11 protein-coding genes are annotated in these 12,480 nt (G+C 43.3%); 5 read left to right on the top strand and 6 right to left on the bottom strand.

The window, feature by feature from the left end; genetic code table 11:
• Positions 1-158: 158 nt before the first annotated feature.
• The 6 genes from AC6R16_RS03360 to AC6R16_RS03335 all read right to left on the bottom strand — a co-directional run bounded on the left by AC6R16_RS03360 (position 159) and on the right by AC6R16_RS03335 (position 7,984).
• Entirely contained in the window at positions 159-875 is a 717-nt protein-coding gene (locus AC6R16_RS03360; protein WP_500673608.1) for a DUF2931 family protein, read from the bottom strand.
• 1 nt (position 876) lies between these two features.
• The gene (locus tag AC6R16_RS03355; protein ID WP_500673607.1) at positions 877-2,949 is read right to left on the bottom strand and encodes a phospholipase effector Tle1 domain-containing protein; all 2,073 of its coding nucleotides are present in this window, start codon (positions 2,947-2,949) and stop codon (positions 877-879) included.
• Positions 2,946-3,731, bottom strand: a complete 786-nt coding sequence (locus tag AC6R16_RS03350) for a DUF4123 domain-containing protein (RefSeq protein ID WP_500673606.1) — start codon at positions 3,729-3,731, stop codon at positions 2,946-2,948. Before AC6R16_RS03350 ends, AC6R16_RS03355 begins: the two co-directional genes overlap by 4 nt.
• A complete protein-coding gene (locus tag AC6R16_RS03345) occupies positions 3,731-5,776 on the bottom strand; it encodes a type VI secretion system Vgr family protein (protein ID WP_500673605.1) in 2,046 nt (681 codons plus the stop codon). The genes AC6R16_RS03350 and AC6R16_RS03345 overlap by 1 nt, the downstream gene beginning before the upstream one ends.
• Positions 5,777-5,951: 175 nt before the next feature.
• Entirely contained in the window at positions 5,952-7,238 is a 1,287-nt protein-coding gene (locus tag AC6R16_RS03340; RefSeq protein ID WP_500673604.1) for an LssY C-terminal domain-containing protein, read from the bottom strand.
• 14 nt (positions 7,239-7,252) lie between these two features.
• Positions 7,253-7,984: a glycosyltransferase family 2 protein gene (locus AC6R16_RS03335; RefSeq protein ID WP_500673603.1), complete on the bottom strand. Its 732-nt coding sequence runs from the start codon at positions 7,982-7,984 to the stop codon at positions 7,253-7,255.
• A gap of 347 nt (positions 7,985-8,331) precedes the next feature.
• Between AC6R16_RS03335 and rplY the strand changes: the two genes are divergently transcribed.
• From rplY to AC6R16_RS03310, 5 genes are all read left to right on the top strand, one after another.
• Positions 8,332-8,610: a 50S ribosomal protein L25 gene (rplY, locus tag AC6R16_RS03330; RefSeq protein WP_004746191.1), complete on the top strand. Its 279-nt coding sequence runs from the start codon at positions 8,332-8,334 to the stop codon at positions 8,608-8,610.
• Between the two features lie 435 nt (positions 8,611-9,045).
• On the top strand, positions 9,046-9,183 hold the full coding sequence (locus AC6R16_RS03325; protein ID WP_500673602.1) for a hypothetical protein: 138 nt from the start codon (positions 9,046-9,048) through the stop codon (positions 9,181-9,183).
• A gap of 304 nt (positions 9,184-9,487) precedes the next feature.
• Positions 9,488-10,519, top strand: coding sequence for a PstS family phosphate ABC transporter substrate-binding protein (locus tag AC6R16_RS03320; protein WP_500673601.1), 1,032 nt, complete (start codon positions 9,488-9,490; stop codon positions 10,517-10,519).
• 4 nt (positions 10,520-10,523) lie between these two features.
• Positions 10,524-11,909 carry a phosphate ABC transporter permease subunit PstC gene (gene pstC, locus AC6R16_RS03315; protein WP_500642030.1) on the top strand — a complete coding sequence of 462 codons (1,386 nt, stop codon included), beginning with the start codon at positions 10,524-10,526 and terminating at the stop codon, positions 11,907-11,909.
• Positions 11,902-12,480 (top strand): DUF3333 domain-containing protein (locus AC6R16_RS03310; protein ID WP_500673600.1); only part of this gene is annotated, 579 nt, incomplete at its 3' end. The genes pstC and AC6R16_RS03310, both read left to right, overlap by 8 nt.

Genomic DNA, 12,480 nt, shown 5'->3' with positions numbered 1-12,480 from the left:
GATTTGCTTGGAATAGTATGCGATTTGATGAAATTACAACCAGACAAACTCACTCTAAGAGCGTAAAAACCATTAGAGTGAGTTATTTCAATCGCATTTTTATTAATTGGGAAGAAGTGTCGTAATTCGCTACTTGGTGTAGCTCTAATTTAGCTCGGTCAGTTTATGTCAGAGTATACTTTATTGACTTTGTCCCAAGGAATAGGATCTAAAACCGCCCCAGCACTTTCAGATCGTTCAGCAATTCGCTTACTATAATTCGCTCTGTAAATGTCAGCATCATTGCCAAAGGTATCGGCCTCAAGCTCTGCATCTGGCGTTATTTCCGTGATGTATTTATATTCACCACAACCACGCAACCACAATTTAGTATTGCCGTTAGGCAAAAAGCCAAAGATCATATCAGTCCGATAACAGTCGCGAACCACACCGTCATATCGAGTATAAGTTTCTTTGGTACTCATCATTTTCTTGATATCCGGTGATAATTGCCATTTTGTAGTGAAAAATCTTTGGTTTGAAATTGAAGCCCAATAGATATACACACTATCTGGTAATGTTGCCGTACCACCGACTTGTCTTTTCTTAGTTACGGGAGTTCCTAAGACGAGACCAAAGCCGTCGTAGTCAGGTAAGTCTTTCTTCAGTTTACTTAGCTCGGTTCTTGTCAGAAAGTGCATATCGTTATGAACAAATGACGTCCAATCTTGCTCTTCATTCACCCCATAAGCTTCGGTAATTTTCGCAGGATATAATGAAGACATGGCATAGCCAATTCGCCACTTAGGCATATCTTCAGGAACACTAGGCACTTTTGCGAATGCATTGGAAACAACCGGAACTACCAGAAGTAATGTGGCTATTAATTGCTTCATCTTAGCTTTCCTTTTTGCATTCAAATATTTCTCGAACAAACGTATCACCAAGCTCGTGTGGTTTGTTCGCGATAGAACAATCTGAAGAGTGGTGAATTAAGTTCGCTTTCATCAGACTAACCATGATAGAACTATCTTGTACATCTTCAATATTACTAACATCAAGCTCGCCTAAAAGATCTCCACTTTTGGCAGCAGATAACGCTTTTTCGCAAAACTCTCCGAACTCATAATTACCAACGATTTTCGGCACTGAGTAATAACTATCGCCTTCTTCATTCCAAATCCCGCCTTGTTGATCATCTAGGGGGACTTTAGCACTTTCAGCAAGCCCAAACATAACGCGAAGATACAATCGTGATAAGTCCCCTTCTACCACGCGTTTTTTCTGCAGAGTACCTTCCAAATAGGTTTGATCATTACGTCCATGATTAACCGTTCTATAGCCAACAATATAATCATCTTTATTCCACCCTAAAGACACTTCATGGTCGATGACTTTTTTAAATTTTTCGTCTAGTGACGCCTTCACCTTATCGTAGTTCCAACGTCCAACATCTCGCCTTAATCTTTTTACTGGTTTTACTTCTAGGAGCGGTAACAAATATCTATCCTGTGTCTGACCACCGACAGTGTCATAAGCTATCGTAGACTGGTAGCCACCTCCAAGATCAGAGTGCGCTCCGGGGACGACATACTCTTTGAACTTACCATTTGTATTTACCTTGTTTAGGCAAAAGTTATATCTATATTCGGTCTTCTTATGCGCTGTAAGGTGGACAACTTTTTCAATACGATCGGGCTCAAGCCAAAGTCTGACGTCACCGTTATCATCGTTATGAGGGGTAAAATCGCCGCTAAATGGGTCAAAAATTGCAGCGACAGTATCAAAAATACCCACAAACTTAATACAGTTTGACTGGTTACTTTCCCAGTCAAAACCCGACTTGAGACTAATCGAATTTACCTTACATGCCTTAGAAAATTGAGAAGCAAAAGCTCCTTGCTCACCATCTGCTACAACATTAGTGAAATGTCTAGCAGCTGCCGCTCCTCGACTAAAACCAAAAACATCTAATTCAATACACGCTAACCCATCAGCATTGGCCTTAATAAACTGCTCTGATTCGGAAATCTGACTCAAAGCTTTACACAACTGCTCTATACCTGTCTCAACTTTGGCTATTACACCATAGTCACCTGTTCCAAATGCTTGTCCTGGCACGACGGACTCATCAGCAGGTTTAGTACTGTCCTTTTCATTTCCGGTACCTATACCCGTTATATACTCCGGGTGTATAAAGGTATTATTGTTACTATCAAACACATCATCAGGATACAAATCATGTAACTTCTGAATGTTTGTCAGTTCATTTGCTGCACTTCCATCGACTGCAAAGTCTTCTTCCCAAAAGAAATGAAACTTCTCATCTTCTGGAAACTTGAACATATCACTAGGCCACTCGGTCACAGCTTTATGTTTATTGACTGCATGTTTGTTGCGCCATTTTGTATAATACTTATCTAACTGGCTCTTACCCCATTGAGCGCTGTAAGTATTATTGCCCGTTCCATCAAAGAACATCCCTACGCGTAGAGTAATAAAATTGAAGCCTTTTACTTTAAGTACATAACTCTTATCTGCGACGAGTTTTAATGCATCGGCTTTTCCTTTTTGATGACGTGTAGGTAATGCTTGTTCTTCTGTCAGTTCAGTTAGATCCCCTGCCGTAACCTCAAAGAAAATGGGTTTGGAATCTTTATGTCCTTGGTATTCATCGGCAAAGTCTTTAGTAGGATTACCTTCAGAGTTTGGCTTGCGCTCCTTCCCTTGAGATTCGATTAACCAAGACTTACTGTCTAGTTTCAGCGTGACTTCACCTGGACAGATATTTTCTACAAGGATTGAGGAGTCACCCAAAGTAATTGGGTACTCATTGCAAGCTCCATCAATGAGAACACCACTAACGCCTTGGAACGGTTTATTAAATTCATCCCTTACTTGTACTTCAACCCAGTGTGTTTTCTTCTCACATGGTACGCAGTAAGGGCTAGCTCCTGTGGCGCTGCTCATACCCAACTCTCCTTAATGGCTTCTAACTCTTTTAATTCTTCAAATGTTAAGTGGAAAGGAATAGAAAACTCTGAAATGTGAGTACCTGTAATTTTGGCCAGTTCAACCATTGCACCGTACTCTAACTTTTCAATTTTAAAGCCAACATCTATCCCTTTTTTTAGTGCTCCGACTAGGACAACTGATGGGCTATCTAGCTTTTCCATTAGTTGTGGAAACAGCTCCCACCATCTTCTTTCTAACGCATGGGCATGGGCTTTAATGTTGTATAGCTCCGCTAGATGATGAGGCTGTATTTTCCACCAAGCTTCTCTTTGCGGCTTAAAGTCTGGTTTAGGTGTATTTGAAAATGCTCTAATTTCATCGTCAAAAAAGGCAATTTCACTGATATTGCCCATAAAACTTGCCAACTCTCCCTCGTCCATAGCTTTAAGCATTGGTAGGACAACTTTTGAGTCGTAAAAACGAAATAGGACTTCTTCACCTTCGAGAGATGCCGTGAGCAAACTTTGTAGATGTTCTACAACTTCCTCGAATTTATGTTCACTTCGAATGCCAATGCCTTTATTAATTGTTTCTTCTTGTAGTGACAGCACTTCTTCTGTCACAGGGATAAGCCATGGTGATAAATCTTTAACAGAATTAAACATCTCGCCTTCAAAAAGAGGTCTCGAATCTTCAAAACCAAACCCGAACTCCTTTACGGCTTTTGTGTGGGTTTTACTATCAGCTAACCAGAACGCCGCCCCTTCGCCTTGAGTAATAAACCAGTCCTTCAACATCAGGCATCTCCTGCCAAAGGACAAGGTTTGACTGCAGGGACATTGGCTTCTTCTGCTTTCAGTAGCGCTTGGTAACTTACAGCTTTTGATACTTCAGGTGCTTGAGGAGACTCCACATCTTTTGGTAATTCAGCAAGCTGTCCTGCGTAGTCGCTGCCACTGCCCGCACTACCGCCGCCATTTAGATTTATGGCAGGACCAACGAGGTGAACACCACCTCCATCAACTTTGACGAAACTTCCGCCAGCTTTTAGGGTGATTTCAGCTCCTGCTTCGACCACTATTTTCGCGCCACTCTTCAAGGTAATTTCGCGCCCTACATCTGCACTGAAGAGTGTACCGATTTGTTGATGGGAGCTACTTTCAACGACTTCACTCGTTGTACCTTTTATCTGGGTTCGACTTTCTCCTTCCGTCGTAGAATGGGCACTACCTAAAACCTGTTTAAATCGATCATTTTCGACTATAGAGTGCTGGTCATGGTGGATGTGAGTCGTCGAATCATTTTTTACTTCAGCATTAAAATCTTTTTGTGCGTGCAAATAGATCTGTTCTTTGTCTACTTGATCTTCAAAACTTAATTCGTTGAAACCTGAGCCCTGATAGGATTCGCTGCGTATTACTGTTTTGGTTTTGTTTTCAGGAAGCCCGTACGGCAGTTTATTATTCGCATTGTAGGAACGACCAGTCACAATTGGTTGGTCTGGATCACCGTTCAGGAAAGAGACTATCACTTCTTGCCCTACTCTCGGCAGCGCCATCATTCCGTACTGCGAACCTGCCCACCCCTGAGAAACCCTTACCCAACAAGAACTGTGTTCGTCTCCGTTAGAATACCGATCCCATGGAAAATGTAGCTTAACCCTACCATGTTCGTCACAGTAGATTTCTTCACCTTCAGGGCCTACTACAATTGCAATTGAAGAACCATCAACAGTTGGTTTGTTTTGTGGTTTTGATTGCCAAGTGCATTTAGCGGGAACGAGGACAAGTTCATTGTGATAGGTTGTCGCACCATTGCCCCCCTCTTCTTCTAGAGCTTGAGGCTGGGTACCACGTAGTTTGATGGAAACTACCTGCCAGTCCTTTGTTATTTCATCATCAATGTGCTCTTCTATCGAGAAACACAATCCGGCTTGTAGAACTAGTGCATTGGATTTCGCGGTTGCGGAATGCGCATTGCGGCGCAAATAATCCATCCTTGTCTGACTGATCAGTTCACCCACTGCATCTTCTTTGTAGCGCCCAGGAGAATCAAAATACTCATAGTGCTCTGTGTTTTGGTACTCTTGTTCTACCCCTAACTTCTTTTGCATCAATCGATAGGAAGGTTTCTTAAAGCTGTAATCGCTGAGCTCAACTCGACTCACTTCTACGCGTTTAGTTTCTAGCAAACTTGATATACACGGCTCATCATTCGCTCCACCGGCTAAAGCGTTATAAGGCAGTGCAGTTTCCAGTTTTGGTAGAGATTCACTCGTATCTGAGAAAACTACTGTGTGCTTATCTTGCTCATGATAGAAGCTATAAATAATCCCTTCTTCTGCTAGCAATCGATTGATAAACGCAAGGTCTGTTTCACGATACTGCACGCAAAACTCACGTTGCTGATACTGATTCTTTAGCGAAAAGGAGTAGTCATTGATACCCATTTCCTGAAGAAGAATAGAGACGATCTCAGGGCAAGTTTGATGTTGGAAAATTCGGCTGTTGTGCCTTAGCGAAAGACGTTCTAATGAGGGGACAAGAGTTAAAGAGTAAAACGTATGGTGATGACCTGTATCTCCTACCGTAAACTCTCTTACCACGCCATGTAAGATTCGCTCCAACACACCATTACGAAAGAGCTTTAACTGCACATTTTTGTCGACAATGTCATCTTCACTAAGATCATGACGACGACTAGCAAGATTAATCTCATAGCGGTAGCCGATACACAACTCTTGGTCATCAGATGAAAGCGATTCGCAACCGTTAAATTCGTGGACGACTAGCGACTCATCTTCAAGCCCGTCAATCTCAATTAGGTAGTTCAGTGTTGGCATTTCGCTTCCTTTGCTTAACTCGCAGACTCTTGAGTTTATTTCGTGAATCTACGCGTTATCGCAAAGTTAATGCCAAGACTTTTCTACCTAAAACCCCTATGTTTATTGAATCGAGCTAACATCACCAAGCAAACTTTTGCTCAGCATTAGGCAGCATTTTACTTGTAGGCAATAATTATATTTCTGACCGAGAAGCTCGCTCACTCTTAATCACCAGTACTCGGCCATCAGTGTAATAATCATGCTCGCCATCTAAAATGGTTGGTGGATGATAGGCGGCCATGTCTATAGATACATTCGCAGGCGCACTGAGTACTTGTTCAGCAAGCTTGTCTCGCTCATGGTCTACATTAGGATCGATACTGTGCAGAATCGTAACAATACCTGAATATGGTGTTATCTGAAGACCATCATCGTAGCTTAGCGCACCCAACCATAGATTTTGATTTGTATTTGAATCCACACCAGCCTGCCACCAGCGGATATGACTGCGTTTTAACAAGTTGCCTGGTAGCTGAAACGCTAACTCTTGCGGCACGCCATTCCAGAACAAATCAGAGACTGGTGGAGTATTTAGCTTAAGCAACTCTATATAATCACTTATCTCTAAATCATTTCTAGAGAAGGTTTTATTTTCAATCCAACCTAAATCGGCCATTAAAGCCCTTGGATGTTCACCTACGTAAGCAACATTAATAGCCTGAGCGTCAAACACCGCTGATTTGCCCGGATACGCCTTCAGAGGTAGTTCGCCTATTGTGACAAACTCATTCCCCTTTTCAGACACACTCACTTTATTCGCAAAGTCGTCGGAATAGAAAAAGAAATGGGCATAGTTAGCGAACAAAACCGATGCCAACAAGAACGCAGTGAACTTGGTAAACATTAAACGCCAGCGTAATTTCCTACCGATAAGATAGAAGCCGACACTCGCACCTACAGCGATTAAGATAGCCTTATGTTCAACTAAGAATATTTTAGCTTCGTTGAGTATTGGGAAGTTATCTATTCCATAACCAAGTAAATAGCCCCAAGCAACAAACTGACCAACCCCTAGAAACAAACCAATGGTGGAATACAGGCTAAATCGAGCCCAACTGATTTTTTGCGAGCCTGCAATAAACGGCACAACCCAGGCGATGGGCCCAAGCAAACGCGCAAACGCCAACACATAGTTACCCTTTTGGGCCATCAAGTGACGACATCGCGCAATTGGGCGGCGTGTTTTAGATTGCCACCGAATCAGTTTTCTCTGTGCGGGAATACCTAACCTTCGACCAATAAAGTAACTCACTTGATCGCCGATAAAACCACCCAGTAAAACCGCAAACACTCCGGTAATAATGCCTTGCTGGAGTTGATACCCCGCAGCGAGCAAGAACGGCTCGCCTGGTACAAACAAATTGGGGCCAATCAACGCATCTAGCAAGGCCCCGACAAATATGCTGAATCCTTCAAACATATTGAGTTACTCAGTTATTGTTGCTCTTTGTAGTGACCAAACTTGTATTCCATTTCGTTGTTACGCATTTCTCCAAAGAAGAAACGTCGCACATTTGCTTTCAGGTAGGTCGCTCCCATTTTGAAGGCGCCTTCTTCATCTAAACGTCTAGGATCAAACCCAAACGTCAACGGCAAGAAGCGGAATCGCCATGTTTTGCTCGCGCGTTTCACATAGTCGCAATCTTCACAAAGTACGATTTGTTCATCGAAGCCGTTCAACTGTTGATGTACGCGCTTGGATGAGAAAATGCACGCACCGACTGCAGTAGGAAAGACAAACTGAGTGACGAATAAACCCAAGTTGAACATGCCGTAGCCAAGCTGATGTACCAGTGCGAGATCTTTTGCACCCATGTATACGCCCGCCACTTCGAGTTGCTTTTCTTCTAACTGGCTTAATGCGTTAGCAAGAAAGTTTGGCGATAATTGAACATCGGCATCAAGAAACAATAGGCGTTCGTGCTTTGCCAGTTTTGCTCCTGTGTTGCGCCCTAAGCTGACACCTCTTGTCTCCATTTTATGGATAGTAAGAGCTGGTAATGACGCCTCATACGCGGTAGCAACATCACGCGTTGCGTCATCACTGTTTGAATCGACAAGGATCACTTCAAACTCCTTATGAGTCTGCTTACTAAGATCTTCCATTAGTCGACCGATACGCTTCTCTTCGTTTAGCGTAATAACTACAATGCTTACTGGTCCCATAGTGTGTTCCTCTCTCAATGAATAACGTTGTTTTGTTAACTTGAGATACAGAATAAGGCCGCAAGGCTTAACCAATAGTGAGGGTTCTATTCAGATTCGGTTCATTCGATTCGAACGCAATTTGAACCTTAGTTTTGACTCTGCTGAATCAATCTTAACCGATTGATTATAATTGCCCTTAAAATCGCTGATTTAGATGATTTTGAGTTGCTAGAAAACAGATAGAGTGATAGTATCCGCGCTCGCTTGAAGAGTTACTACCAATTTCTTTTCAGCGTTTAGCACACTTAACAAGGTCGCATTGTTAGTGTGATTATGAAAATCTATTATTTTTTGAGAGTAATACTATGAAATTTGAAGCAGTAGTACGTACTGAACTAGGTAAAGGTGCGAGCCGCCGCCTACGTCACGCTGGTAAATTCCCTGCAGTTGTATACGGCGGTGAAGAAGCAGCAGTATCTATCGTTCTTAACCACGACGACGTTGTTAACCAAATGGACAAGCCTGAGTTCTACGAAGGTATCGTTCTAGTGATCGACGGCGCTGAAGTTAAAGTTAAGCCACAAGACGTTCAACGTCACGCTTACAAGCCAAAAGTTGAGCACATGGACTTCATCCGCATCTAATTCCCTACCAAGGAATTAATTCGGATTAAATCCAGCCTTTTGCATAAAGATTATCGGCCTTACCATCCGAGACATCTAAAAATTCGAAACCCCGATGCTACCAACATCGGGGTTTCACCGTTTTTGAGCCTTCAAAAACGCTCTCAATTCTCTTCAACTTACTGAAACTTAGCCACTTTACCTGAACCCTCTATAACCACATCATTTCTGGGTGGATTAAGTGTGGACGAAAGGTGGACTTATACAGTAGTTTCTCTCTCAACTATCTTAGACCCATTTTTTCCACGGCTCAAATAGCTATCCAACTCCCCTACTTTATTCTTTAACTCTAGAACATACCTGAAAGTACCTCAAAGAGCCTCTGACAACCTTCCAAGTAAAAACTACATTAGTGATATACTTTCTATCAAATCGCTTACTAGTGAGGCTACAGAAATGGATAAGAAGACTTTTTCCGAGCAAGAACTACTCGAAGGATTAAATGCTCATACTGCGCATGCTGATGAATTGGCGGAGCTGGTTGAGGAAGAGATGGAATTAGATGAAGTCAAAGAAGAAGGCAGCCACGAGTAAAGCACTCATTCGCAGCTGCTTATCTTTAAATTGACCTAAGGGACTAACTCATCTTTGGACATAAATGAGTTACAGATTTTATTACATTAGAACATATCTAATTACTAGGAGTATCGAAGAACACCTATATTAAGACGTTCTTCAATATGCAAGCTTTAAGTATGGAAGCTTTTCTCTCCGCTCCCTAAAAGAGCTCTCCGTCTATCAGTACAAAATTAATTAAGATGAATTTTTAGTTACCATTCTGGCTCCTGAGTATTTGAACAACTACTTTAATAGCAGCATTCAGATTAAGGAGACTGTTATGCTTAAGCACAAATTCGTTGCCTTGGTAGGACTTACTACCTGTTGTTACACGTCATTTTCATTAGCGAAAGATCAGATCAGTGTCGTAGGCTCGTCTACAGTCTACCCTTTTGCTACCGTCGTTGCCGAACGCTTCGGTAAATCATCTAATTTCTCGGTTCCTAAAATAGAATCCACCGGTTCAGGTGGTGGTCTGAAGTTGTTTTGCTCAGGAGTGGGGAAAAATACCCCCGATATCACCAATGCTTCGCGCAAAATAAAGTCCTCAGAGATCGAGCTGTGTAAGCAAAATGGTGTCGAAGAAATCATCGAGGTTAAAATCGGCTATGACGGTATCGCGTTTGCAAACTCGGTTGAGTCGCCTCTGATGAATGTATCGATTAAAGAAATTTATATGGCGTTGGCAAAAGTACTGCCGGACGATAACGGTGAACTTAAGCCAAATCCATACACAACATGGAAAAGCATAAATAGCAGCTTGCCAGACACGAAAATAGAAGTGCTCGGTCCTCCTCCAACTTCAGGGACTCGCGATGCGTTTGTTGAACTCGTCATGGAAGCTGGTTGTGACACCAACCCAATGATGAAAGCACTGAGCAAATCAGATAAAACTAAGTACAAAGCCTCTTGTCACGGAATTAGAGAGGATGGTGCTTTCGTCGAAGCTGGTGAAAACGACAATCTGATTGTTCAGAAGCTATCAAGTAATCCTGATGCCTATGGTATTTTTGGTTTCAGCTTTCTTGATCAGAACCAAGATAAGGTTCAAGGAGCCAAAATTAATGGTGTTGCCCCGACATTCGACGCCATTGGCGACGGTTCATACCCAGTTTCACGTTCACTTTTCTTTTACGTCAAAAAAGCGCACGTCGGTGTCATCCCTGGTATCGCGCAATACGTCAGCGCCTTCACAAGTGAAGACGCCATTGGACCTGAAGGTTACTTGACCGATAGAGGCCTGATCCCGCTGCCAATCAATGAATGGCAGCAAGTCCGTGACGATGCCGAGAACCTAAAACCAAATTTGTAATACTATGTACTTGCTCTCGGCAATTGTACTCTGCGCTGCATTGAGTTTCTTTATCGCTCGTTCAAAGTCACTTAATGCAGCTCAACACCTCGGTGGTATTCGTCATCTTCATTCGCTGCCTAACTATTACGGGTGGTTTGCAATGTGGATGACAGTACTGCCTGTAGGTTGTTTTGTTCTGTTCTGGAACGTTGTCGAACCCAGGTTAATCCAACACTTAGCATTGGAATACTTTACTCACTTAATGCCGCTCTCAGAGATAGGGACAACGAAAGAGCTCCTCTACGCGCGGATCACCGCAAACGACGCCGTGAATCAAACCTCTCTTCCCTATCAATCCCAACTGGCGCAAACTCAAGGCTATTACGCTCATCTGGTGACATTAAGTCAATCGATATACACAGGCTTAATTTTTCTTCTCCTTGCCGCCTCCGCAAGCCTGGCCATCTACAAAATTAAGGCCAGCTTTAGAGCTCGCCACTATGTAGAAAAAACCGTCACAACCTTACTGGCTGGCAGCTCGACTGTTGCGATATTGACCACTCTTGGCATCGTACTCTCTGTCTTGTATGAATCACTGCTTTTTTTCTCCCAGATCCCGATAAGTGAGTTTCTGTTTGGCACCCACTGGTCACCGCAAATTGCGATTCGTTCAGACCAACAAGGCGCAAGCGGTTCTTTTGGTGCGATTCCATTGTTTGCAGGCACCTTGCTTATCACAGTGATAGCCATGACTGTCGCAGCGCCAATTGGTTTATGTAGTGCGATCTATTTGGCCGAATATGCCCCAGACAGAGTCAGAGCCACAATAAAGCCGTTAATGGAAGTGTTGGCTGGCATACCCACTGTGGTTTACGGTTTTTTTGCCGCCCTGTTTCTCGCGCCGAACATTCGCTTTATAGCCGAGTCTCTCGGCAGCCAGTCTGCTTCTTCTGAAAGTGCCCTTGCGGCCGGAACCGTTATGGGCGTGATGATCATCCCGTTTGTTTCCTCTCTATCTGATGATGTGATAAGGGCTGTTCCACAAAGCATTCGAGACGCCTCACTGGCGATGGGGGCAACCCGCTCTGAAACGATCAAGAAAGTGGTATTACCTGCTGCTCTACCGGGTATTGTTGGCGGGCTTTTACTCGCAGTGTCAAGAGCCATCGGCGAAACCATGATCGTCGTCATGGCCGCGGGTCTGGCGGCTAACTTAACCGCAAATCCTTTGGAGTCTGTGACCACAATTACCGTACAGATCGTAACCTTGCTTGTTGGTGATCAGGAGTTTGACAGTGTAAAAACATTAGCGGCGTTTGCCTTAGGCCTCACATTGTTTTTGGTCACCTTGTGTTTAAACATCGTTGCTTTGCGCATCGTGAAAAGGTATCGAGAACAATATGAATGATCCGCTTTTATCACTTGCGCAAAACAAAAATGCCAAGGTTCGTCAATCATTGATAAAGCGCAACAAATCCGAGCGTCGCTTTCAGTGTTACGGAATACTGTCAATTATATCAGCGGTCTCTTTTCTCGCCATCCTGTTTGTCGCCATCGTCACAGCAGGTCTTGGGGCTTTCACAATCACCGAGATCAAGATGAGCTATGTGATCAATGATAAGACGCAGTCTGACTCCCCCACCAAACTCATTAGAGACAGACTTAAGGCAGATTTTAGTTCGGTTGAGAGTCGCTCAGAGCGACGCAAGTTGTATCAGCTACTGTCGCCGGAATCTGAATACATCCTGCAATCCGCCATTGAGCAGCAGGCCTCCTCATCTGGCCGCATCACAATTTGGTTACCCGCTGGCGATGCGGTGAACCAATTCTATAAGAATCAGAATAATTCGAACCTCTCTGATTTAGAGCAATCCTGGATCAGGAAACTCGCTCAACAACAGCGAATCAGAACCAGCTTTAACAAGTTCTTCTTTAGCAATGGCGATAGTCGAAACCCTGAAGTTGCGGGTATCGCCGGT

Source organism: Vibrio sp. R10-SG3-ISO10, from assembly GCF_059834185.1.
Note: the sequence above shows the minus strand (reverse complement) of the source record. Positions and strands in the feature narration are given on the sequence as shown.

Coding starts and splice junctions, on each gene's coding strand:
- AC6R16_RS03360 (WP_500673608.1), bottom strand. CDS start 875: ATGAAGCAATTAATAGCCACATTACTTCTGGTAGTTCCGGTTGTTTCC.
- AC6R16_RS03355 (WP_500673607.1), bottom strand. CDS start 2,949: ATGAGCAGCGCCACAGGAGCTAGCCCTTACTGCGTACCATGTGAGAAG.
- AC6R16_RS03350 (WP_500673606.1), bottom strand. CDS start 3,731: ATGTTGAAGGACTGGTTTATTACTCAAGGCGAAGGGGCGGCGTTCTGG.
- AC6R16_RS03345 (WP_500673605.1), bottom strand. CDS start 5,776: ATGCCAACACTGAACTACCTAATTGAGATTGACGGGCTTGAAGATGAG.
- AC6R16_RS03340 (WP_500673604.1), bottom strand. CDS start 7,238: ATGTTTGAAGGATTCAGCATATTTGTCGGGGCCTTGCTAGATGCGTTG.
- AC6R16_RS03335 (WP_500673603.1), bottom strand. CDS start 7,984: ATGGGACCAGTAAGCATTGTAGTTATTACGCTAAACGAAGAGAAGCGT.
- rplY (WP_004746191.1), top strand. CDS start 8,332: ATGAAATTTGAAGCAGTAGTACGTACTGAACTAGGTAAAGGTGCGAGC.
- AC6R16_RS03325 (WP_500673602.1), top strand. CDS start 9,046: ATGGATAAGAAGACTTTTTCCGAGCAAGAACTACTCGAAGGATTAAAT.
- AC6R16_RS03320 (WP_500673601.1), top strand. CDS start 9,488: ATGCTTAAGCACAAATTCGTTGCCTTGGTAGGACTTACTACCTGTTGT.
- pstC (WP_500642030.1), top strand. CDS start 10,524: ATGTACTTGCTCTCGGCAATTGTACTCTGCGCTGCATTGAGTTTCTTT.